Annotated in this window: 17 protein-coding genes; 9 read left to right on the top strand and 8 right to left on the bottom strand. The window is 40.3% G+C overall.

What is annotated here, in order from left to right:
* Positions 1-93: 93 nt before the first annotated feature.
* The 5 genes from RMY27_RS22960 to RMY27_RS22940 all read right to left on the bottom strand — a co-directional run bounded on the left by RMY27_RS22960 (position 94) and on the right by RMY27_RS22940 (position 7,818).
* Positions 94-2,316 carry an FdhF/YdeP family oxidoreductase gene (locus RMY27_RS22960; RefSeq protein WP_322667112.1) on the bottom strand — a complete coding sequence of 741 codons (2,223 nt, stop codon included), beginning with the start codon at positions 2,314-2,316 and terminating at the stop codon, positions 94-96.
* Between the two features lie 862 nt (positions 2,317-3,178).
* Positions 3,179-3,484 (bottom strand): hypothetical protein, encoded by a 306-nt coding sequence (locus RMY27_RS22955; protein ID WP_094352832.1) that lies wholly within the window; start codon positions 3,482-3,484, stop codon positions 3,179-3,181.
* A 287-nt stretch (positions 3,485-3,771) separates the two neighbouring features.
* Positions 3,772-5,994, bottom strand: a complete 2,223-nt coding sequence (locus RMY27_RS22950) for an adenylate/guanylate cyclase domain-containing protein (protein WP_322667110.1) — start codon at positions 5,992-5,994, stop codon at positions 3,772-3,774.
* Positions 5,995-6,105: 111 nt separating this feature from the next.
* Positions 6,106-6,876, bottom strand: a complete 771-nt coding sequence (locus RMY27_RS22945; RefSeq protein ID WP_322667107.1) for a DUF928 domain-containing protein — start codon at positions 6,874-6,876, stop codon at positions 6,106-6,108.
* A gap of 264 nt (positions 6,877-7,140) precedes the next feature.
* Positions 7,141-7,818: a Mo-dependent nitrogenase C-terminal domain-containing protein gene (locus RMY27_RS22940; protein ID WP_322667106.1), complete on the bottom strand. Its 678-nt coding sequence runs from the start codon at positions 7,816-7,818 to the stop codon at positions 7,141-7,143.
* Positions 7,819-8,205: 387 nt separating this feature from the next.
* Between RMY27_RS22940 and RMY27_RS22935 the strand changes: the two genes are divergently transcribed.
* The 9 genes from RMY27_RS22935 (at position 8,206) to RMY27_RS22895 (ending at position 16,061) form a co-directional block, all read left to right on the top strand.
* Complete coding sequence (locus RMY27_RS22935) at positions 8,206-9,306, top strand: glutamate--cysteine ligase (protein ID WP_322667104.1); 1,101 nt, start codon at positions 8,206-8,208, stop codon at positions 9,304-9,306.
* 539 nt (positions 9,307-9,845) lie between these two features.
* The gene (locus RMY27_RS22930) at positions 9,846-10,202 is read left to right on the top strand and encodes a hypothetical protein (RefSeq protein ID WP_322667102.1); all 357 of its coding nucleotides are present in this window, start codon (positions 9,846-9,848) and stop codon (positions 10,200-10,202) included.
* Between the two features lie 374 nt (positions 10,203-10,576).
* The gene (locus RMY27_RS22925; RefSeq protein WP_322667100.1) at positions 10,577-11,116 is read left to right on the top strand and encodes a Dps family protein; all 540 of its coding nucleotides are present in this window, start codon (positions 10,577-10,579) and stop codon (positions 11,114-11,116) included.
* A 214-nt stretch (positions 11,117-11,330) separates the two neighbouring features.
* Entirely contained in the window at positions 11,331-11,528 is a 198-nt protein-coding gene (locus RMY27_RS22920; protein WP_322667098.1) for a hypothetical protein, read from the top strand.
* A gap of 20 nt (positions 11,529-11,548) precedes the next feature.
* Entirely contained in the window at positions 11,549-12,316 is a 768-nt protein-coding gene (locus tag RMY27_RS22915) for a ChaB family protein (RefSeq protein WP_322667096.1), read from the top strand.
* A 346-nt stretch (positions 12,317-12,662) separates the two neighbouring features.
* Positions 12,663-12,896 carry a hypothetical protein gene (locus tag RMY27_RS22910; RefSeq protein ID WP_292783841.1) on the top strand — a complete coding sequence of 78 codons (234 nt, stop codon included), beginning with the start codon at positions 12,663-12,665 and terminating at the stop codon, positions 12,894-12,896.
* Positions 12,889-13,170: a hypothetical protein gene (locus RMY27_RS22905; protein WP_322667093.1), complete on the top strand. Its 282-nt coding sequence runs from the start codon at positions 12,889-12,891 to the stop codon at positions 13,168-13,170. Before RMY27_RS22910 ends, RMY27_RS22905 begins: the two co-directional genes overlap by 8 nt.
* 927 nt (positions 13,171-14,097) lie before the next feature.
* Positions 14,098-14,823: a hypothetical protein gene (locus RMY27_RS22900; protein ID WP_322667092.1), complete on the top strand. Its 726-nt coding sequence runs from the start codon at positions 14,098-14,100 to the stop codon at positions 14,821-14,823.
* A 680-nt stretch (positions 14,824-15,503) separates the two neighbouring features.
* On the top strand, positions 15,504-16,061 hold the full coding sequence (locus tag RMY27_RS22895) for a L,D-transpeptidase (RefSeq protein ID WP_322667090.1): 558 nt from the start codon (positions 15,504-15,506) through the stop codon (positions 16,059-16,061).
* Between the two features lie 45 nt (positions 16,062-16,106).
* Here RMY27_RS22895 and RMY27_RS22890 read toward each other — a convergent pair whose 3' ends face one another.
* The 3 genes from RMY27_RS22890 to RMY27_RS22880 are packed head-to-tail and all read right to left on the bottom strand — an operon-like array spanning position 16,107 to position 24,878.
* A complete protein-coding gene (locus RMY27_RS22890) occupies positions 16,107-17,336 on the bottom strand; it encodes a glycosyltransferase family 4 protein (RefSeq protein ID WP_322667088.1) in 1,230 nt (409 codons plus the stop codon).
* A gap of 25 nt (positions 17,337-17,361) precedes the next feature.
* Positions 17,362-18,894 (bottom strand): response regulator, encoded by a 1,533-nt coding sequence (locus RMY27_RS22885; protein WP_322667086.1) that lies wholly within the window; start codon positions 18,892-18,894, stop codon positions 17,362-17,364.
* Positions 18,894-24,878, bottom strand: a complete 5,985-nt coding sequence (locus RMY27_RS22880; RefSeq protein WP_322667084.1) for an AAA family ATPase — start codon at positions 24,876-24,878, stop codon at positions 18,894-18,896. Before RMY27_RS22880 ends, RMY27_RS22885 begins: the two co-directional genes overlap by 1 nt.
* Positions 24,879-25,304 lie beyond the last annotated feature (426 nt).

The raw sequence follows: 25,304 nt of genomic DNA, 5'->3' as shown, positions 1-25,304 counted from the left end.
TGCTTTGTCTCCCCTCCCCGCTTGCGGGGAGGGGCTGGGGGTGGGGTGTATTGACTGTGGTTAGCATAACTAATTATGCGGGATGATTATGATTCAGATTTTTTCCAACCGCACGATCGCATTATAATCAGGTACACCTTCGAGCGATCGCTTGCTTTTATCTAATAACACATTCCCTTCTGGCCAATGTACTTGCAAGTTTCCTGACTGAATTGGGGCAATATAGACTTGACATAACAACTCGCCTAAATCATTCTTAAGAATGACGCGATCGCTATCTTTTAAACCCAACTTTGTTGCATCAGCAGCATTCATTAGCACCGCCTCGCGCATCGCCCCAGTAATTGCATCCTTGCGTTCTTGCACCATACTATTAAATTGTTTGCCTCGGCGGGTTGCTAATAAAAAATAGCCTTCTGGTAATTCTCTTTGTCGTGGCAATAATACGCCAAAGTGTGCCTTACCATCGGCTGTTGGGAAATTCCAACCAAAGCACAAATGTGAGCCACCATATTGAAACTGGTCGCCAGCTTGCTGTAAGTGTTGAATACCTGCATATTGGGGGACGACTTGAGCAATTTCTTGACGGATAGCAGCTGTGTCAGCAAAAGCTAGCTTATCTGCCAAATCTGGTTTTACCCGCCTTGCCAATTCTAAAAACACTTCCCACTCAGGACGCGCTTCCCCAATGCGCGGCCCCGGAATTTCTGGACTGAAAATTACCCGGCGTTCGGTATTAGTTTCTGTGACTCCCCCTGGTATTTCATAGCGAGTTGTCGCAGGTAAAAGCACCACAGTATCAGCAGGTTCCACTAACATCTGGCTGGAGAGAACAATATCTATATGTACCCGCAGGGGTATTTTCTTCAGCGCCGCTTCCACATAATCTGGTTCTGGCAGTACTTCTAAAAAATTACCGCCCACAGAAACCAACACTTCTATTTCCCCCTGATGTGCGGCGTTAATCATTTCTGGAGCAATTAAACCTTTACTTGCTGGCACATCAAAGCCCCAATGTTGACTCAATTCGGCAGCGTTTTTGGGAGTAATAGATTTACCACCAGGAAATACTGTCGCGTAACATCCCATCTCTGCACCACCCTGCACCCCAGAGTGACCGCGAATTGGCATTAAACCGCAGCCTTCCCGACCGACAAAACCTTTGGTAAGAGCTAAGTTGATGATACCTCGCACATTATCTTCGCCGCATTCATGCTGGGTAATGCCCATACTCCAAACAAATACGGCTTTATTCGCTTCTTTGACCATTTTGGCGAAGGCGTACATTTCCTCGCGGGATGTTCCAGAAAGCCGCTCTAATTCTTCCCAAGATTGATTTTCTAACGATGCTTTGAGTTCAGCAAAGCCATCTGTGTATAAATTTATAAATGACTGGTCTACCCAGTTGTTAGCAATTATATGTTTAATAGTGCCATTCAAAAATGCTATATCCCCGCCCATGTTGATTAAGAAAAAGTCTTCGGCAAACTTTGTACCGAAAACGGCACTTTCTACAATTGAGGGAACCCAGTAACGCTCCATTCCTGGTTCGCGGTAAGTGTTAATGGCTACAATTTTAGTGCCAGCTTTTTTAGCGTAATGGAGATATTTGACGGTAACAGGCTGATTGTTAGCAACATTGGAGCCAATGAAGACTAATAAATCAGTTCCAATCCAGTCTTTATAAGAACAAGTGGTAGCCCCTGCACCGATAGCAGCTTTCAGTCCCGCTGTACTGGGAGAATGGCAAATGCGGGCAGCGTTATCAATATTATTGCTTCCCATTGCCCGCACAGCTTTTTGGGTGGTATAATAAGTTTCGTTGACAGTACCGCGACTGGTAACATAGAAACTTAGGCGGTCTGGTGTAGTGGAACGGATGCGATCGCTAATTACGCCTAAAGCTTCATCCCAACTCACACGGCGAAAACCTTTTTCCCCTCGTTGACGAATCATCGGGTACGGAAGTCTTCCCAAGTCCCGTAATTGGGCACTTTTGTGCTTTTGCAACTGCGAGACATCTGCAAGTAGCACAGGGTCAAAAGCTGGCATCGTATTCATCTGCAACAACCGCAACCGAACATTGCAGAGATGAATCCCATCTAATGTCCAATCCTTCATCCCAGATGTTCCGAGAGCGCAACCATCGCAGACACCTTTATTTAGGATATTCCACGTGTATGGTAGTTTCTTACGAGATAACCAAATTGCGCGAAATACTTCCCAGTAGTTGTTGGGGTACTGTTCACCGATGCCAAAGGGTTTCCAACTTGCCCAGTGCAGGGGTGTCCAGTGTTTTTTGGGTTTAGGTAACATGATGCAGTGTGTGAGTTGCTGGATTATTTAAGGCTAGCGTTTTAAGTAGTATTTAAGTAGCAGGCACTTAAAAATCTAGAGATAAAGACTGAGAAAATTAGTTTCTTGTCTCTTAACGACTACTTGAATCTTTATAAGCAAAACTTCATCCGTAGCAACAACAGCTTAAGCGTTACTTATCAAACTAGGAACATTAGTAACTACAGCTTGAGCAAATATAAGAATAGCTTAAGCTGTTGTCACAACAGTTTAAGCATAGCTTATCGAACTAGGAACATTACTAACTACAGCTTCTTCTATAGTTAATACAGAACAAGTTGTAGTTACTACAGCTTCTTTTATAGTTAATACAGAACAAGTTGTAGTTACTACAGCAATACGGTTCAGATAAGCATTTTTCACTTTCCTTATGATCTGGGGAATGGGTTTGCGGGTAAAGGGGAAAGGATGTATTCAAAACCTTTCCCCTTTCCCCTTTACCCTTTAACCGAACTGTATTGGTTACTACAGCTTTTTTTATAGTTAATACAGAATAAGTTGTAGTTACTACAGCTTTAATTTTTTGACTTACAGCGTTTAGTATAGTGACAACTGATGAGCCGAGTTATATATATGATGCTCAGTTTGTAATAGACATCTCCAGAAATTAGTTATGCGTTGCCCGAAATCTTTGATAGGCACAATTCATGAATTGTGATTACGTCATTTTCACTCTTATGTCTATTATTATTTTAACAAGAAATATTTTTTAATTTTTAAAGCTGGTATCCGTGCTAGCAACTTTTAGATTGGGTGCAGTAGTTGAAATAAAAATCCCTGCCAGCAGTGACAGGGATAGCAGTTTTTAGCTATGGCTTGTTTCTTAGCTAACAAAATCTTTGTGAGCAGCGACAAGCATTTGAGCTTGCCTTAAAACGTTTCCAAATAAATAAAAAGGAATTTGCCAAGCTGCAACGGTAACTTCTTTAACTATATCTTGTACACTAATTGCGATTAATTCATGCTCTGGCGGCTCTCCCTCAACTGTACCAGACCAAGTAAAAGCTAATAAGAAATCATCGTCTCCAGGCAAGGATGCAATCAAACATTCTTCTGGTGTTGGTTCGCAAATAATTCCATAATCATTTGCAAGTTCTACTAATCTTTGAAATTTGTTTCCGTTTGTCATTTGTTCTTAGGATGTAATTGAATCTCAGTTTTAGAAGAAATCATATTTTTAACTCCAGAACTCAAGTGAGTTGCTTCATAGCAGAAATTACGAATTATTAATTATTCGTTGAAAATTATGAGTTATTGGAGTTAGATCGGGCTTAAGTCCAAAATCTTACCGCGATCGCCTGGTTGTATCAGCAACAATTGTTACTGTTTTAGAAGAAGCTAAACTACCTACTTTTTTGATTTACCCTATTTACATACACCTCCCTTTGTTACCATTTCAAGATTGATACCTTAATATCACCCCAGCTGACGCAGTGCATTGAGAATTTCGTCAGCTTTTGGGGGAACTGCTGTAAACCGAAGCAGAAAAAGATGCTCGTCAACATGAGACTGTTGGATCACCTTGGCATAGATATGTTCTTCTTCTGTACCCAGTTTTGATTCAATCAATAACTTGAGTTTGAGATTACTCAAAAGTTTTAAAGAATGTGGCGATCGCAACTGCGCTCCTTTTTCGGAGAGGCTAATAAAGTCCCCCAGAAAGACCGTTCCCACTGCATGTTTTCCCTGCAAAATACTGTATTCTACAGGTACTATTGGAGTAAGAACGATTGTTTTTTCATCATATTTAGGCAAGAATAAATTATATTTACCGCCAATGCCACGAATTTCACAAATTGTCACAGGGTGTTTTATACCTTTGGGTTCTATTTCTAACTGCCCAGCAATTTGTAGGTCAATATTGGCATCCTTACAAGTATTTTCGGAAATTAAAATTTGTCCTCCCACTGTATAAGATTCAATTCGAGCAGCCAAATTAACATGACTGCCAATAACTGTATATTGAGCGCGTTTTTGAGAACCAACATTTCCCGCTACAGCCTCGCCTGTATTAATCCCAATTCCCATTTCCAGGGTTGGGAAATTCATTTGCTGATTTTTTTCATTCACTTGCTCCATTGCCAATTGCATGGCAATAGCACAAGCGATCGCTCGTTCAGAATCATCTTTGCGACTGATTGGCGCACCAAAAATCACAAAAATACCATCACCCATAAACTCATTAATCGTGCCTTTATACTGGTTGATTACATCTGTCATTGTTCCCAAATAAAGATTCAAAATCTTTACTACTTCTTCCGGGGGCAATTGTTCCGAAATAGCCGAGAATCCTCTTAAATCAGACACAAGAACCGTAACTTTTCTCCGTTCTCCTCCTAGCTTTAACCCAGAAGGAGTTTCGAGGATATTGGCAACGATTTCATCAGTTAGATAGCGACCGAGGGTTTTTCGCATCTCGGTAGCGCTTTGAGCAATATACTGAGTAAGTGCGATCGCAGAACCGACAAAAGCCAGCATTGAAGGGATAACGGGAATCCACCAACCAGCCAAAAACGCCAAAAAGCTGCCACCAATTAAACCGCCACCTACCAACAAAACACTAACAGCCATGAGGTTTTTCTGGTTGCTACTGTGGCGTTGCAGCCAACATAAGCTAGCACCAATAATTGACCAAATCAAAATTGATAGCCATTCTAACGGCTCAGGTAAACACTTAATCAACGGACGACCTTCTATTGCCGCACTTAAAATTTGACTAACCAAATTAGCATGAATTGTTACACCCGCCATTCGTTCTGGGTCAGTCAATACATTACTGCTGTAAGGCGTATAGAATAGATCCTTCAAACTCTCAGCGGTAGCACCAATTAATACCACCTTGTCTCGCATTAAATTTCGTGAGATGAGGTTCTCTTGCACTTCGGTAAGAGAGACTTTAGTAAACTGCTGTATCCGTCCTCGGTAGTTCAACAGCACTTGATAACTCCCAGCATCGGCTCGGACGTAACCTCCATCATTAGCTTCAAAAATCGGAAAAACACCCCGATTTAACTGCAAATAATTAGAGTTAGTTTCTGATGGTTTGGCAGTAATACCTTCAGGTTTCAAGTACAACAATGCCAGTTTTAACCCAAAACTTTCCAGAATCTCGTCATTATTCAAATTTACGTACAATAACGATCGCCGAATTTTGCCATCTCCATCTATGGGTAAATCATTCGACCCAATTTGATTAAGTTTCTTTAGTTCTGGAGATGAATCAACCGCCGAACTATCAATCGTATCAGAGACTTTTTGGACTCCAATCAAATTAGGAGTAGACTTAAAAACCTTAAGTAATTCTTGATGACCGGGATTTACAGGTAAATCACGATAAATATCTAAACCAATCGCTCTAGGTTTTTGCTGTTTGATTTTCTCTAACAAACTAGCAAGTTTTCCATCAGGCATAGGCCACTGTCCCTGCTTGCGGACATCTGCCTCATTAATCTCAACTATGACAATGCGGGTATCAGCCAACTCTCCTGGACGGAGGAGAAAAAATTGATCTAGTGCTGCCAATTCCAACAATTGCAGTAATCCGGTCAAACGTATTGCAATCACCAGGGCTGTAATATTGGGAACAGCAAGTAAAACACCTCGCCATTGCCAGATTTGCGGTTTCAGCTTTGCCCACATAATATTTAGTGCTGAGTGCTGAGTGCTGAGTGCTGAGTTAGGAGTTAGGAGTTAGGAGTAGAGACGTGATTAATCGCGTCTGTAGAAGAGTTGGGAGTTGGGAATTCTCCCTCAGTCCAATGCCTTGTGCCCTTCTTTCCTAGATGTGCAACAATCGATCAATGGTTCGGAAGCGATCGCATTCAAACCTACAGACTTGAAAAATTGTCTCCAATCCAGCCTTGCCTTGAAATTATTTGGCTCAGTCTGGCGTAGCTGCACTAAACTAGTCAGCGCTTCATGCCAAATCCCAGCTTCTGCATAGATAGTGGGCAACTTGTACAAATTTGCCTTTGCTAATGCCTGCGACAAGGTTGCTCCAGGTTGAGTGCGTTCCACCCAACCATCTATAGTCGGATTTTGACTAGAGTCTTCAGTATCACAAACAATTGTTAAATACCAATGATAAGTTTTACCTACAGCGAGTGCAGGGGCACTGTCAGGAAGTTTAAAGCTAATAATTCCCGGTTTATTTGGAAGTGTAAAAGAGGTTTCATAAAATACGTTCTGGTCTTCAGTCAAGAGCAGAAACTTGGCTGTTTTGAGTTGAGATGGAGGTATATACCAGAAAAATGTTGGATGTTGAGCAAATGTCAGCCCTAATTTATCTGGGGGTATTAAGGGAACGATCAGTTTTTTGCCTGTTAGGCAAGAGCTACCACGGGTAGAACCACCAGCGCTTGCGGGAGGTTTTCCCCGCTGTGGTGGCTTAAATGTTTGACTAATTTGCCAAGTTTTATTGGCATGGTACGACTGAGCTTGTACCTGTGCTGTTAAACCAGAAAGCAAATACAAAGGTAAGGAAAAGGGTACAAAATATAGAGATGGTTTAATCCCTTTCATATTGATGATGCCTGAGTTCTAGATTAGTCAGGTGAATAAATCAAGTATTCCCAAAAGCAGAGTCAGATTTTCCACTCAACTACAGAACTATTTATTGGGCATTGATGAAGAGGCAGAGGAGCAGGGGGGCAGAGGGGCAGGGGGGAAAAATTTACTGCAACTTATCCTCAGTCACTGAGCATAGCCGTTGGCGCAGCCTCTTGTAGAGAAGTGCTGCTCCTGCGCTCCCCTGCTCCCCTGCTCCCCTGCTCCCCTGCTCCCTACTCAAATATATGGTGAAACATCTTCACCGCATTTATCTGCTAAATAGGAGAGGGCGCGGAAACGTAAACCTACCAGTTGCTCATATAACGGGTTAATTTTACACATCGGTGGGATATGTACAATCTTGCGTCCAAATAGAATGACATCTCGTTCAAAGGGACACTGGGCGGGAATCATTTTACACAAAAAGCGTGCTACTCTTGGGTCTTGGATATCTAGCCCATCGAGCCAGTCTTGCAGGGGGTGTAGGGCATTAATTTGACGCTTTGTTAGCCCAGGGCTGGCAATAGTGGGGGTAAGTTGCTGTGGGTGTTCCAGAGTGTGGCGAAGGGCTTCCAGCAAATTCTCTGGCTGTTCCAAGGCTTGACAGAAATGTTGCAGAACCTCATCTTCGCTGGGAGAATAAGTACCATCTGCGATCGCTACCATCACCGCTGTCCTTAAGAAATTTTCTGCGGCGGGTGTACCTTTACCCAACGCTGCGGCTAATTCCTCTGCGGTAATTACCTCTAGTGAGTCGAATTTAATCTTAGGAGCTAATTCATTTTTAGTGATGCTGGCAATTAATTCCTGTTCTTGATCGTCAAAATTACCATCAGCCCAAGCAATAGTAAGCAGTCCACGCAACCAAGCGGCAATCTGTTCGTTGCTGTAGGGGGATTGAACGGTACTTATCATAAACTCATGTCTCAAGCTTTCCTCAGTCACTACTACGCTAGCCTACCCAGTGACTATAAGGATAGTGGAAGCAGCACAGAAAAATAAATCAGAGAAGTTTTTAAATCGCAACAGTCGGTCTTAAGGTAAAATCCATTTGTACCGTTATTGAGAAATTTTCTACTTAAAGTGAATTTGATTGGAGTGTCTCAAATATTCATAAGGTTCAAGACTGTAATTTGCGCTACAGAGTGATGGAGTTTTTTAAGTATGCGAACCTGCCAGCTAAATATCGCCGACGCTTTTCTCTAAATAAATCGTTTACTGATGTTACTTGCTTCTCTATGGGATTGCGATCGGTTGGCATTAGTGAAATTAATTTAGCTCTAAAAAATTAAGGTATACATAATGTTTTTATTTGGCATTGAGCATGAAGTCGCTTTTCTAAACAAAGAAGGAAAGTTTGCTGATTTTTCCCACACAAAATTTGCTGATTTCAATCAAATTATTGCAAAGCTACCCACATACCAGAGTGACTATCCTCAACTGCGGGTTGGGGACGCTGGTATTAAACAGAAGAGATGGTACATTGAGGGATTTGAAAGGTTCGTGGATTCTGACAAGCCAATCGACTGTCTACCTAAAGGCATCGAAATTAGAACAACCATACACTCTAATATTGAAGCTGTTATTAACGAATTATCAGAAAGTTTTCGCTCACTATGCAAGGTGGCTGCTACCTTTGGTTTCTCACCAAGTTTAATTAGTTTTAATCCTTACAAAACTGTTTTTGAGCCTCAGCCTCCATTAAATGATTATGAAGTAAGACGAAGACAAGCTTCCCCTGAAAAACAAACTGCCCATATTCCCATGCTGACTTATGGACCAGATTTAAATATTTCAGTGTCAAATTTGTCTACTGAACGTGTGATTGATATTGGCAGAAAGTTGACTTATTACAGTCCCTATATTGTCCCTTTTAGTTATAGTTCCCCTTTTTATAATGGAAGTTTATGGGATGGGCTATCGGTACGAACCTTTATCAGAACCGGAAAAAGGCCAGCAGCCTTAGTTTTTGTTCAAAAACCAGAACAACTAATTGATAGCATACCTTCCTTAACAAAAATCGCCCGCATTCCGGCGGAAGTGGGACGCATCGAATTTAAGGCTTGTGATAGTTGTGATGATTTTTCAATCTATGCGGCTTTGCTGGTATTATTGAAAGGTTTGGTATTAGATAAAACCTTGCCAGGTAGAGCAACTATACCTGATGCAGCTTTACACCAACTTTCTGCAAAAGAAGCGTTTGAAAACGAAGATATTTTTCAGAATTCAACAAAAGTCTTGCAAGCAGCCGAAGTTGCTTTGGGAGATGATCCCGATGTTCATTATTTGACACCATTAAAAGTGCTACTGGCGAAGCGAAAAACAAGATCCCATGAATTAATACAAATGTTCCATCACCTAAGCTCAATAGAAGAGGTAATAAAGCAGACTTATCAAGTTTAAAGAAAATATTTATTTTTACCCTTAATAAAGAGGTAATCAGGATATTTATATAACTTGGTAGTTTACAAATAGCCTCTAAAATGCATAGCCATTAAAATCCTTTGAATTGGATAAAGTCGAGCTAACTGAACATAAATAGTAGAGCTATTAATCTGCCAAAACAAGATTAAGTCGATATACCTAGAGGCTGATTTTATTGTAACTAAAGATAGAGGAAAGTTCATTCTACAGATTGATGCAGACGTTAGCGTTTTAAGAGTAAAAGTATAAACAGGGAACCTGAAAAGAAGAATTTAAATTTGAATATGTAATGATTTTGCTAAAGAATTAAGGTGGTATTTGCTTATTATCCCTTACTAAATTCTATGCAGAAATACAAAGAACAAAGACAATTTCTTCCTCCGGTTCGTTTTCCAAGAACTTTTTAGATAGAAGCGGAGCTTACCACTTTTATTATGGTTCAAATTTCTAAATAAGGTATCTGCTTGGCTCTTTTGGTGAAAGTTCTGCGTTGTTAAAGCTGTTATTGAGGATTACTAATGAAGATGATTGCTTCTGTTTTATCTATTTTCCGTCCGGTACGTTTTCTAATTGTGGGTTTTACTTGTGCCCTAGTATTGTTCTCTAACGCTTTTCCTGCTTTTGCGATCGATAGCTACCAAAGTGACCCTACCGAAGCTACTACACAACTGCTTGACATTCAGGCCAAAACTGACGAAGCCGCTAAAGAACCACCATTAGGATTGAGAAAGACTCAAAAGGAAACTAACGAAGGACTTAATGAGGTTCAAGGAGCTGCTGATATTGACAAGCAGAAGCGTCCTGAAAATTCACAAGGTGCAACCACTGTGGAAGAAAATATAAAGAATGTGTTGGAGAAAGTTACAGGTAAGTAACTAAATTAATAGTTCTGATAGTTTTTTGGTAGTAATGGGTGATTGCGTAAAAGCAATCACCCATTACTAATTTGTAATCTTAAGTCAGAAGCTTAAATTAATTAAGTATAAAAATATGTTCACCTGAGAATTGCTGAGAAACTGTATTTAGAGAATTTCAATTAACTATTATATTTAATATTTTTATGTTTCTAGCTTAAAAGGCAATAAAGTTCACTAATTACAAAATTCTTAGCTTAATACTACCTATTAAGGCATAGGCATAATTATAAATTCATTAATTAATTTAAGCTCATAATGTTTCCTTTGGTTGATGTGGAATCTGTCTGAAATTTGAGAAGTTAATAGATAAGTTTGCTTAGGGATGGAAAACAATGCGTTCGATAAACATTGGTTTGACCGAAGAACAGCGTCAAGGTGTAATTAATCTGTTGAATCAAGATTTGGCAGATGCCTATCTACTGTTGGTGAAAACCAAAAAGTATCACTGGGATGTCGTTGGTCCTCAGTTCCGCTCTTTGCATCAGCTTTGGGAAGAACACTACGAAAAGCTGACCCTAAATATTGATGCATTAGCAGAGCGGATTCGTGCTTTGGGTGGTTATCCAGTTGGTACATTGGAAGGGTTTCTTAAGATTGCTACCCTCAAGGAACATGCTGGTAATGTACCCACAGCGACGGGGATGGTAGCTAATCTCGTGGACGATCACGAGCAGGTTATTCGTAACCTAAGAGATCATGTAGATCAGTCTGGCGATCAGTTCCACGATCAAGGAACTGCTGACTTTCTGACTGGACTTATGGAAGAGCATGAGGAAATGGCTTGGATGCTGCGTTCATTTATTGAAGGGGAAGCACTAGGCCCAGATGGGAAACAGCCAGCAGAAGGGGTTAAGACTCCCGTAGGTGTATAGCTGATAACATTTGAGTTGAGAATGACTATCTGTGAAACCAGTTAAAAGCAGGAATCAACCTTGCTTTTAACTGGTGCGAAAGATTAAGGGACTTACAAAAAATAAGTTATCCCAAATTATTTATAGATTTGTAGAGGCGCAAGGCCTTGCGCCCCTACGACGGGATATTTTTTTAACTTAAAGTCCCTAATCTGCCTGCATCTACCTCTTCACGATGCCAATTTTCGATCTTGGAATTGAAAATTGGTTCGTGCGCGTCTCCCCACTTGAGGCGACTGGCGTCAAGTGGGGAGACGCGCCCATGCGGCTAGCTCCTTTATATTGGGGAACCCGTCCAGCGCGTGGTTCTCCTTATTGGTGCAGTCAATCTAAAAATCCAAAATTGATTGGTCATCTTGAATTGCAAAAATAACATAATACAAGGACTTTTAAGTGGCAGAAGTATATAAAGCAGAACGCACCATTTCTGCTGTATTCAAAGAACAGAAGCAAATTGATGATGTGATTCGACGTTTATTAGATAGGGGCGTGCCTAGAGATCATATTTCGGTCATGGGCAGAAACTTCCAGTCAGAAACTAAAATCACTGGCTTTATTAGTAAAAAAGATGTGATTGTGGGAGGTTTGAGAACAGGAGCAGTTTTTGGTTCTTTGTTTGGTTCCTTTCTCAGCTTGCTTACGGGTGTAGGCCTATTGTTTATTCCCTTTGTCGGCTCAATTGTGTCAGCAGGGCCTATTAGTGCAGTGTTGTTGGGGGCTGCTAGTGGAGCGATCGCAGGTAGTGCAGGTGCCGGTCTAGTATCGGTTCTAACCACTTTGGGAATGCCAGAAGATAAAGCGGCTATCTACCAAACTCGCTTACAAGCTGGCGAATTTTTCGTGATGGCAGAAGTTCCGAGCGATCGCACTGGCGAATTTCAATTGCTACTCGAAAGTGCTGGTGCCGAAGAAATTAATACGATGGAGAAAACTCTGGCTCGTTCTTGTTCTGGAAAGTGCAACAGTCCAGCAGACTTGTCGCCTGAAGTTCGCGCTCATCTTTCTGATGAAGCTCAGAATGTATTTATTGAGCGCTATAATGCTGTACTCAATGAAAGAAGTGACGAGTTCACAGCCGAACAAGCTGCTTGGGAGACTATTCACCAGCAATATGATGAAGATGAAAATGGTGTTTGGTCTAAAGCTAAGGTTAAAGCGTGAAGAAGGCAGAAGGCAGTGTTTTGACTGCTGTTCAAGACTAAATATCAGGGATTTATAACAAATAAATTATCCAATATTGTGGGGTGGGCTTTGCGGCTTACCCCACGAAAAGTAGGTATATTGGCAGTAATATGGGAATATCTGTACATATTTATACGTATTTTAGCAGGCGATCGCACTTAGATAGAAATTACCTACTTTGGCCCTAGTTTGCATAACTTTGGTTAGATTACCGCAAATGCGCTGATGCTTTAATTTCCCCTCTTCATAAATTCCGCAAAAACACCGTTACGCTATTTGTGCTTGTGATCAAAACTTAGAGCATCCAGTTTATTAGGGCGGATTTATGACCAACCCTGTAAAGACGGTTATCCAAGTCAATCTGGAGATGGCTCTAGAAGTAGCTCAAGAATTGGAGCAAGCTCCATACACTCAACTCGGTGCTTATTGTTTAGAAATTTTACGGGAAATCGGATGTCCTGGTACTGAACTCCCTGTGAACTTACAAACTCGCGATCAGCAGCTAAACTTCATTACAGGCTTTGCATCTTATGCTTTTGGGGAGGTACAAAGTGTATAAAGCATTAATCGATGATATATTTTCTGATTCAGAAGATACAGAAGAAACTACTTTTCCTGCTACAGATGAAGATTTATTAATCTTGACAGACAAGTTTTTAGGGTTTGAAATTCCTTCAAAGGTTTTCTTACAAGCTATAGCCATTGCTGATTACGACGGTGCAGCTGCTTTTCGCTACGTTGATAATTATTTAATTACTCTCAAAAATAAGAATAAGCGTAAGCAGAAGAAATTACTTGTGTTAGGTTGTTCGACTAGATTTGACAATAATTGACGTGCTTATTCACCAGTTAACTAAAAACCAATACGATTTAGATAAGATAATTTGCACAACCGAGTAGAGACGTTGCATTGCAACGTCTCTATATATTTGTCTCAAAAAAACAATAAAGAACAATAAGAATTTATTTAGAGTTAGTAGCAGGGCAAACGAATTTTATTTACTCATAAAAACTAAAAAGGATTCTCAAGTTATCTAATTGGAGAAGGCAGGAGGCAGAGGGTACAACACAGTATTCCTTCTGTCTCCTGCCTTTTTCGATAACTGTAAAACTTGATAATGGTTATAAACGAATGGCACTAAGAACAATACTTGTCGGGTTTTGGGGAAAAGGGGAAGGTGGGGCCCCCTCTGGGGATAAGGGGCGGGGGAAAGGGGAAAGAAAAAACCTTTACCCTTTAACCTTTTCCCCAAACTTAATGCCGAGTTAAAAATGCTTAACCGAGCAGTATTGGCACTAAGAAAAGCTGAAAGCTCGTTAGGCAGGGTGTAGGAGAAAAATCAAGAAAAGTAAATATGAGTGCGAACATAAGTAATATTTTTTTGCTACGCAACGCTGGCGCGAATAAAATCAAGCCTCGCTAGATTAGGAAGCGCTATATGAAATTTAAAACATTATTTGTCTGATAAACAAAAAAATATATTAAACCTATATCTAAAGAAGTAAATTAATTAAAAATAAATTAAACAAATACTGTCTAAAATATCACAAATTAAATTAACACCAGACCATACTTTAGGCAGAAGGGTAACAAAATTAATTCAGCTAAATTTATTAGTTAAATAACAACTTATCGGCTCAATACTTTGATTTAGATCCTTACTTAGAGTTGAGAAATAGAAAAAACTTTTCTATGTTTCAGCAAATTGCTTAGTAGCATAAGAACCATTTAATTTCAAACTCAGACTCAGGAGATACCAATGAACTTAAACCACACTAAAAAATTGCTCAAAATGCTTGCTAGCGTCGTGGGAGTTGCTAGTACTGGTGCTTTAATAAGTTTTCCAGTATACGCTCTGCCCCAATCTATCTCTAGAAATTTGGAACCTAGTCAAGCCCCTATAGGTGATAGATTGTACTCTCAAGCAGGACAATCTACAGGAGGTGATTCTACCACCGGAACGCAGCAGTATCCAAATAATGGTACTAGTGGAACAAATAACGGCACTAGTGGAACCCAGCAATATCCAAATAACGGCACTACCGGAACGCAGCAGTATCGAAATAATGGCACTACCGGAACACAGCAATATCCAAATAATGGTACTACCGGAACCCAGCAGTATCGAAATAATGGCACTACCGGAACCCAGCAATATCCAAATAATGGTACTACCGGAACACAGCAATATCCAAATAATGGTACTACCGGAACACAGCAATATCCAAATAATGGTACTACCGGAACGCAGCAATATCCAAATAATGGCACTACCGGAACGCAGCAATATCCAAATAATGGCACTACCGGAACACAGCAATATCCAAATAATGGCACTACCGGAACACAGCAATATCCAAATAATGGTACTACCGGAACCCAGCAATATCCAAATAATGGTACTACCGGAACGCAGGACAATACAGGGGGTAACAACACTACAGGGAGACAAAACACTGGTGGAGGTGTAAGAGCGCTATGGTAATTTCTTAGCCAAATACGATACCAGACTAGAGAACTTGTTAAGCTTGTTGCCTCTAGTTAGAGAATTTAAAATAATGACTGTTATTAAGAGTAAATGCAGTAGAAAAGATGAAATCCCCTGTCAATTGATTCGATTTCTACTGCAACTACTTTTGACGATTTTCTTTTACCTTGCTTACGAAATGGCTATTTCTATTTCAATACGCTTTGGTTAGCGCCAAAAAGTTTAAGTTGTGTAGGTTGGGGAGCTACTGCGCCCTTGCGGTTTCCCGACTTCTTCCCGTAGTGTCTCCCCTTCTCCCAAAGGGAAAGGCTAGCGCCAAGGAAGAAGTAAGTGGGTTTGAAGAACGTAGACCCGTTCGCGGAGCATCTCGTAGAGAAGGGGCTTCCCGCAGAGTAACTCAACATTTTCATAGCTTTGTTAGGTTGCGCTTTGCTTCACCCAACCTACAATTTTTCTATTCTGTTCATCAGGATAATTACTCAAATAATTACACAGGATATAAGCTCAAAAATTAAACAATTGATAATTAATTTGGTAGCCAAATATGGCTCTTCCGTAGGTGTTACGCTAAACTTCAAACTAAAATTAGGGATTTATCTTTAAAATCAAGTGTTGTTTTTAGCATAACAAGTAATGAAGAACCTAAAATATTGATAAACAGAATTTAAAGCTTTAAAATGTTCAAGCAATTAGATAAATTAGTTATTTTTATTTGTGCATCTGGATTAAATTTTAATCCAGCTATATCCTTAGCTTCTGAACTAAGAGTTCCTTCTCGTACTTCAACCAAAAATTTAGTCTCTCAAACGGCTAATATTAATAATTTAATTATTCAACCTATTCAACCACTTCATCTAGAGATCAGCCTTCGCAACCGTCGAGTAACCCTCTATCGAGGAAAAATCCGAATTAAAAGTTATCCCATAGCAGTAGGTCGCCAAAACTGGGAAACCCCAATTGGTAATTTCCGAGTACGTACAATGTTAGAAAATCCTACTTGGATAAACCCTTTTACAGGTAAGGCTATCCCAGGAGGAGATCCTGAAAACCCACTTGGCAAATACTGGATTGGATTTTGGACAAACGGTAAAAATTGGGTTGGCTTTCACGGTACCCCTAATCCTGATTCAGTAGGTAAGGCTGCCTCACACGGTTGTATTCGGATGTACAACAACGATGTTAGAGAACTATTCTATCAGGTTAATATGGGAACACCAGTTACTGTAGTGCGATAGCTGATATAGGGGCATGACGAAGTGACGTAGGAGCGTCATAACAAATTACGAATTAGTATTACTTCTCGCAAGACAAACTTGTTCATAGCTTTTACCGGCAATATCCCAAGTGAATTCTGTTTCTACCAGTTCTCTGCCATTGTGAGACAATTCTGAACGCAGATGTGGACGATCAAATAGTTGACTAATAGCGGTGATGTACTCTGCTGGTTTATTAGCTCGTAATGCCCGTAATGAATGACTAGCAGCATCTACAGCTAATCCCTCTAAGCCGCGATCGCTGGCTACTACAGGTATACCAGCTGCCATTGCTTCTAAAGTTTTATTTTTAATACCAAACCCAGTCCGCATCGGTACAACGCAGATGGTGGCTTGATGTAAATATTCTGCCATCGAAGGTACACGCCCCAGCACATTAATTCCTGGTTTTTTATCAAGTGCTAAAACTTCTGCCACTGGGTGAGAACCGACAATATCAAAAGTTGTATCGGGATAAAATTTTTGGATTTCTGGCAAAACTTCATTGCTGAAAAAGCAGACAGCATCAATATTTGCTAAATTATCCATTGCACCAATAAAAATTAGGCGATGTCCTCCTGGATCGGTGGTACGCTTGGGGAAAGAAACTAAATCTACGCCATTGGGAATAACTGTAATTTCGCTATTGGGGTTAAATTCTTGTAGTTGAATTTTATCCTCTTCTGTTGTCGCAACAATTGCCGAAAACTTAGCACAGTAGCTCTGTTCATAACGCCGCAAAAGTGGCAGATTAATTTTGTCTCTGAGTGAATTTTCTGAAATGCCTGTTGCTAATTGGTTATGACAGCTAGCATAAACAGAACTATGAACATTAACGATGGTTTTTAGCTGTTTCTGAAAATGCGATCGCACGTAAATTTCATTGACGCTATGTTCGCAAGTAATTACATCACATTTTCCTGCTTCCACCCAGTTATCAACCCATGTTTGCATCTCAACTGAGTAGCGGTTAAGTACACTTGGCGGTGTTCCCTGCTGCAAAAATCTGCCAAATCGCTCTATTTTCTTCAATATTCCGGTGTTTCGAGAATCTGGTGGGCGTTCAAAAATAGCTAGATGATCTACACAATCACGTAATCCTGCTACTTCTGCGTTTGTAACATCGCTCTCGCGTTGAGTCGCGAGGGTGACATTATGGCGTTGACTCAAGTACTTGAGTAAATTAAATGTTCTAACTTGGGTTCCTCCGCGCGTTGCTGGGTAGGGAAAGGTGGAAGATAGCATTAAAATGTTCATACAAGCGTCTTCAAAAGTTTTTAGTCTAGCCAAAATAGGAAGGTGCAGCCAAAGTCAATTCTAAAGGGTGCGATCGCATCGGAATTTTAATCATAAACTCTGTTCCCTGACCGGGTGCTGAAATACAGGTTATCTGACCACCATGCTTAGAGACAATAATTTCCTGGCTAATCGACAAGCCTAAACCCGTGCCTCTACCTACGGGTTTTGTCGTAAAGAAGGGGTCGAATAGGCGATCGCATACTTCCTCTGTCATACCGGGCCCAGTATCGCCAATCCTAATAGTCACAAAATCATTGTCAGTTACTTCGGTACGAATCCGAATCGTGCTGCGGCAAAAGTAGATTTCCTGGGGCGATCGCTGTTTATCATACTCCTCCAAAGCATCAATTGCATTCGCCAGTAGATTCATAAACACTTGGTTGAGTTGTCCTGCATAACACTCCACAAGTGGTAGGTCGCCATACTCTTTAACGAGTTGAATCCCTAGTTGGTTAGAGCCAGCTTTAAAGCGATTGTGCAAAATCAGCAGCGTGCTATCTAGCCCTGCATGAATATCTACTGGCTTCATTTGCGCTTCATCGACGCGGGAAAAAATCCGTAACGACTGAATAATTTCGCGGATGCGGTCAGCCCCAACCTTCATTGAACTCAGCAATTTGGGTAGGTCGTCACTCAGAAATTCTAAATCTATCGCTTCAGCCAGTTGTTGAATTTCAGGTAGCGGTGAGGGAGTGTACTTAGCATATAGGTTCAAGAGGTCGAGCAAGCCTTCGGTATATTCATAGGCGTGAGTCAGATTTCCATAGATAAAGTTGACAGGATTGTTAATTTCATGGGCGACACCCGCCACCAATTGTCCCAGACTGGACATTTTTTCACTATGAACCAGTTGGCTTTGAGTTTCTTGAAGTTGGCGAAAGGCAAGTTCTAGCCGATTGGCTTGTTCTCGATAGCGTGCTTCTGATTCTTGCAATGCTTGTTCTGTACAAATTCGCTCTTGGATTTCCTGTTGCAGCAGCTGATTAGATTGCTCAAGTGCAGATGTCCTTTCTTCCACCCGTTCTTCTAACTCAGATGTCAGTTTTAAGAGAGCGTTCTCTGCCTTAGTTCGTTCTTGAATCTCCTGCTCTAGATGCACATTTTGTTCTTGCAATTTCTTAGTCAAATTTCGTATGCTTAAATGGATTTTGACACGGGCTAAAACCTCTTCATGCTGAAGCGGCTTAGTGATATAATCAACCGCCCCAAGATTCAACCCTCTAACCTTATCCACCGTCTCAGAAAGCGCCGTCATAAAAATTATGGGGATGTCTTTAGTTGATTCTTGAGCTTTCAAATGCTGGCAAGTTTCAAACCCATCCATACCAGGCATGAGTACATCTAACAAAATCAGATCGGGGAGAGCATATTCTACTTGTTCAATTGCATCCTCGCCATCCTGTGCTACTAAAACTTGGAAGCCAGAATCAGCCAAGAAATCGAATAAAACTCCTAAATTTGTCGGGTTGTCATCAACGATTAAGATAATGCCATTTTCAATGTTGGAAAGACTCATTAATTTACTCCTATATTTTTTAAAAATTCACGGATTTTTTTAACTTGAAAACCTTTAGCTAATTGACGCAACTCTAAAGAAAAAGGTGCATATTTCACATCCATTTCTTCCAATTGATTAACTCGCTCTACAATACCTTTGAGATCGCCTTTCATTGCTAAATTTAATAGAGTGGCTATTTCCTCTGCCGAGGGAGTTACCAATGATTGTTGAGAATTTTCTGCTTGATTACCTTTAGATACTTGAGTTTCCCCGTCATCATAAATCCATTCCAGTTTTAAGTGATACTGTAACTTTTCTAAAAGCTCTGTTATCCGGATGGGCTTAGGTAGAAAATCATTGCAACCCACCTCTTTACTTTTGTTGAGATCGAAATCAAAAACGCTGGCAGAAGTGCCAATCACGATCGCATTCTTTAGTTCAGGCGATCGCCTAATGCGACGTGTAGTTTCAAAGCCATTCATTTGAGGCATCATCAAGTCCATTAGGATACAATCTGGATTTAATTCAAATGCCTTAGTGAGGCAATCTTGACCATCTACTGCTTCTATCATTTCAAATCCTAAAGGCGATAGCATCTTGACCAAAATTGCACGATTTTCTGCTCTATCATCTGCTACAATAACTTTCCGCTTACTGCCTTTAAAACCTTGAATATTTCGTTGCTCTTTTTTGATAACATCAGCGTATTGAGAAACTTCAGTTAAATCTAAATCAAAGAAGAAAACACTCCCTTTACCTAAGTTACTCTTCACCTGGATTTCACCACCCATCATCTGAACTAATTGGCGGGTAATTGCCAGTCCCAATCCCGTTCCTTCTGCTTTGCGATTGCAATCTCCTACCTGCTGGAACGGTAAAAATATCTCTTCTAATTGCTCTGGTGCCATGCCAATTCCTGTATCTTCTACCTGAAACCGAATTTTACCTTCTTGATAGCCGACTTTGAAATTCACGCCTCCAGTTTCAGTAAACTTAACGGCATTACCTAGTAAGTTAATCAAAGCTTGCCGCAACCGTTTTTCATCAGCCTTGACACCGATAGGAAGTTGAGTAATCTGTTCAAAAATTAAGCAAATACCTTTTTGTTCGGCGCGGATACGGCAGATTTCGGCAATGCCTTCGAGAAAATCTAGGAAATGAAAATCCGTTAGGTGGAGTTCCATTTTTCTCGCTTCAATTTTAGAGAGGTCTAAAATGTCATTGATTAGGTTCAAGAGGTGGTCGCCACACTGATGAATAATATTCACACCATCTTTTTGTGAGTTAGTTAAACTTTTTTCACGCTTGAGGATTTGAGCATAACCCAAAATGCCATTAAGTGGTGTTCTCAGTTCATGGCTCATGTTGGCAAGAAAATCACTTTTAGCGCGGTTCGCTGATTGGGCGATTTCTTCTGCTTTTTGCAGATGCACATTTTTTTCTTGTAACTCTAAAGTTCGCTCTTGTACTTTGGTTTCTAAGTTAGTGTTGGCTAATTTTAAGTCTTTATAAAGACGAGCATTTTCAATGGAAATTGCCGCTTGAGAAGATAACAGTTGTAATACTTCTAAGCGATCTGATGTAAATGCGCCAATAGTGAGATTATTTTCTAAATAAAGAATGCCACTAAGTTTTCCTTGATGGATGAGCGGTGTACATAAAACCGATTTAGGTTTATAGGTGGCGATGTATGTATCTGTGCTAAATGTTCCTTCACTAGCTGCATTGCTGAGGACAACATTTTCTTTAGTTCGGGCTACATAGTTAATTAGTGAAATTGGTAACTGCTGACTGGTTAATACTGGAATTCCTTGTAGTACAGTTACATCGGTTTTGTCTACTGCTCCTGATGCTTCTATTAGCAAGTCTCCTGATTTTTCTAAAATTAGGTAGCCTGTTTGAGCGCCAGCATTTTCTAGCACAATTGTCATTAATTTTGTTAGCAAATTGCTCAAAACTATTTCTCCAGAAAGAGCTTGAGATGCTTTCATAACTGTGGCTAAATCGAGCGAGTCTGAAGCATTTTCACTTGTAGAGCTAATGATCCGGGTTACGTTCGTACTAACGGTTTCTCGCTTGGATATCCGAAATAGTTGAGGATATCTTTTTTCCAAGTCTTTGACTTTTGCCTTAGCTCCCCAGCAACCATATCCATAGTAGGCATCGTTGAGATAGGTATTAGCAACTTTCTCTCTGCCACAAGCAAAATAGAACTCTGCTGCTAGTTCCGAGGCTAGGGCTTCTTCCTGAATATATCCATGTTCTCTGGCTCCAGTTATGGCTCGATCGTAAAATGCGATCGCTTTGGCATCTTGTTGCAATACTCGTGCTTTTTCTGCTTCCACTAAATCGTACTTATGCTGATAGTTGGCAGGAGAATGCAATGCCCATTGCTTCATTTTTTTCTGCTGCGCTACCACTTGGCTAAAATATTGTTGGCGTAGCTTGCCGCCGTAGGCATCGGTTTTTGATGCACTGGGATACAAAGCTAGGAGAGTAAGAGAGGAGTAGAATTTATGTTCGGCTCTATACATCAACCCTCGTCCACCTTGTTCATATTTTTCTGCCAGCAAGGCATCCTCAGCAGCGCGATCGTAATTTTTAAATAAATAACCCAGAATCAGTTTAGAAACATAGATCGGATAAATAGCCATATAATTATTGCTATTTATCAGAATTGGCAACATTTTATTTTCATCAAAACTTTCGCCAATTAATCGATAGGGTTCCGATGTTTTTTTAATTAAATTCAAACCACTTTGTCGGACTATCTGAGCATAAATAATTTGAAACTCTTGTTTGGTTCTTTGCATTAAAGCAATATAATGCGCTTGTTTTTGAAGAGCAACTTCTAGATTTTCACCGATAAAAAACAAGTGCGTACAATAAAAACAAGCTGAATAAGAAGCATATTCTAAATCTCCTGTTTCCAGCCCTCTTTGAACACCTTCAATTAAGGGTTCTATAGTATTAATAGCTGGTTCTTTCCAATGCCTGATAAAATAATTAAATGTTTCATAGATTTTCGCCGTCATTTCCTTAGCATTAAATTGATTTAACAGCTTTAAGCCTAGCTGACCAAATTGATAACCAGAATCCATGTCTTCAAAAGCGCCACATAGCAACATTCCATAAAGTACATACGTATAAGCTGACAAAGGAGAGTTCCCATATTTGAGACAGAGATTGGTCATTTTAAAAACGACCTGGGGATAAAGTTCGGGAGCTGCAATATAAACCGGAGGAATCAGATTGATTAATACTCGCAGTGCGGCTAATTTATAAACATCAGTCATTTCTGGCAATTCTGTTAAATCCTCAATTCGTTTTCCTCCTAAATTCAATCTAGTCAATCTCGTCGGGGGGTTTTCTGATAAAGGCAACCCTAGCATTTTTAGCACTTGCATTCCGGTATTTAATGCGGCTTGCATTTGGTTTTTAGCAATATAAAACTGCATTTTTGTCTCATACACCTGGACTCGATCGAGCAGGGTTTTTGCCTGTGCCAAAACTACATCAGAAAGCATTTCTGCTCGCTCGAAATTAGTGTTGAGGAATTCTACTGCTGCTGTTTCTACATAGAGGTTAAGTGTCATGTCATACTGACACTGCCAACTATCTGCCGCAAGAAGTTCCAAGCCTACATTTAAATATTTAACAGATGATTCATACGCTGTTGCTGCTTTTGCTTTCTGTCCAGCTATAAGATTGAGTTGAGCCAGTCTATCTTTTTGAGATTGTTGGGTAATCAATTCAGCACCAACATTCAGTTGGTTGACAATTTCAAAAATGTTTTCTTCAATGTCCGTTTCCGAGGTATGTATTAGTAGCAATTCACCGATTTTTAGGTGAGTCTGTTTTTTCTGGTCATCTGGAATGAGAGAATAAGATGCTTGTTGCACCCGGTCGTGTAAGAACTTATAGGTAATAGGTGATGGGGGCTGGTTAATGTGCGATCGCCTGTTCTCAGTCTCTATTTGTTCTGAGTCGAAAACAAGCGGTGTTTTGTAGGAATTGTTGAGGGGCAGAACCAAACCTGATTGCAGAGCCTCCCACAAATCGGCTGCTGTTTCTGACTGAGATGTTTTATTAATAATCGCCAATATATCTAAAGTAAATTTGTCTCCAATGCAGGCCGCAAACTTTAACACATTCTGTGTTTTCTCAGATAGCTTTTGAATTTGACTGACCATCAATTCAACGACATTATCAGTTATATTAATTCCCTGAATAAACTCAATATTCCATTGCCAAAAACCGCGTTCAAAGTCAAAGAATAACAAGTTATCCTGATAAAGAGATTTGAGTAACTGAGTTAAGAAAAATGGGTTGCCTTGGGTTTTTGTAAAAACTAACTCAGCTAGCGGCTTTACCTTTAAAAGTTCACTACGAAGAGTATCAGCTACTAACTGATTGACATGAGCGATATCCAAAAGCTGGAGGATAATGTTATTTACGATCGCACCAGTCTGTTGAATCTCCTCCAAGGTCTGAATCAAAGGATGAGTGGCGCTTACTTCGTTATCTCGATATGCACCAATTAGCAATAGATATTGGCTATCTGGGTCGGTCATAATTAACTGGATAAGCTTGAGGGAAGCTGAATCTGCCCACTGTAAGTCATCCAGAAATAAAACTAGCGGGTGTTCGGGTTGACTAAATACATGAATGAATTGTTGAAACACCCGATTAAATCGGTTTTGAGATTCTGACGCTCCTAATTGAGGAACTGGTAGCTGCGGGCCAATAATCCGTTCTAATTCGGGAATAACGTCTATAATCACTTGAGCGTTAGAGCCGAGGGCATTTATTAATTTTGATTTCCAAACAGCTATTTGCTCATCGGTTTCTGTTAGCAACTGCCGCATCAAATCTTGGAATGCTTGAATTAGAGAAGCAAAAGGAATATTCCGCTTGAACTGGTCAAATTTACCAGAGATAAAATAACCCCGCTGGCGCACAATCGGTTTGTGAACTTCGGAAACTAAGCACGATTTACCGATGCCTGAGTAACCAGAAACTAGCATCATTTCCGTAGTACCAGAACTGACGCGATCGAATGCTTCTAACAAAGTAGCAACTTCTATTTCCCGTCCGTAAAGTTTTTGCGGGATGGAAAATTGGCTGTATGAATCTAATTGACCGACAATAAAGTGGGAAATCTCGCCATCCGTCTGTAACTGAGTCAGACAGGTTTCTAAATCGGCTTTTAGTCCGAGAGAACTTTGATATCTATCTTCAGCAGTTTTAGCTAATAATTTCATTACAATGTCAGAAACCGCCGAGGGAATTTGGGGATTGAACTCTTGAGGCGCTATTGGTGTTTTGGCAATATGGCAATGAACAAATTCCAGAGAGTCAGCGGCATTAAATGGCAGCGCACCTGTCAGCATTTCATAAAAAGTAACGCCTAAAGAATAGAAGTCGGTACGGTAATCAATTGACCGATTCATTCGTCCGGTTTGCTCCGGTGACATATAGGCGAGAGTGCCTTCTAATAAATTGGGATTGCTGATGCTTTGATTTTCTTTTTCTAAACGCGATGCAATACTGAAGTCGATAATTTTAACTTGTCCGGTTTCTGCGTTAATAACGATATTGTCAGGTTTAATATCTTTATGAATAATCTTGGCTTGATGCAGTTGAGTGAGAGTGGATGCTAGCTGAATGGCTATTGTGAGAAATTCGGTTAATGATAATTGGCGATCGCTAATATACTTTTTCAGAGATTCTCCACCAAAGTCTCCCAAAATTAGGGCTAGACCGTTATGATGATTTTCTAAAGCTAGGGACTTGACAATTCCTTCTATATCTACTAATGTCTCTGATATTTTATATTCATGTCTGAGTCGGGTTAGTTCTTCGAGGCTGGGATACTCGGCTTTCAGGGCTTTAACGATCGCAAGGCTTTGATCTGACTGCTTGGAAGCGCGATAAATAACGGTATTCACACCTTCATGCAGAGCTTCAATAAAGTTGTAACCAGGAAGGACAGGTATCATTTTTCTAAGCCTAAGTAGTACGATGAACTGGGCATGATGCTAATGAACGTTATCCACAACTGTCAAATAAAAGGACAATCAAGTGCTTTCTTTAGCATTCCCAGCCAGCCCAAAATTTCTCTAAGGCTAAATAAAGCTCAACATTTGGAAATATAAGCTTGGGTTAAAGGTTATTGGTGTAGATAATTGGTTTTAAAAGACGCGATGCTGCGCGTCTCTACATCTGGGTTTTGTTGCTCATTCTGAACTGTATAGACGCTGCGCTATAGCAAAGTGCTGAGTGCTGAGTGCTGAGTGCTGAGTAAGAACCCGGTCGTTTCAAGCCTTTGAGCAATCAACACTGTCCTAACCTATGTGACTACGGCTATATTCCTCTTCTGTCACTTTCCGAGATAAGCAAGTAGTAAATAACTGAAATTATCCAGA

Origin of the sequence: Nostoc sp. DedQUE09, from assembly GCF_034530915.1 — a bacterium.
Classification (GTDB): Bacteria; Cyanobacteriota; Cyanobacteriia; order Cyanobacteriales; family Nostocaceae; genus Nostoc.
The sequence above is the reverse complement of the archived record's forward strand: the minus strand, read 5'-3'. Positions and strand labels throughout refer to the sequence as shown.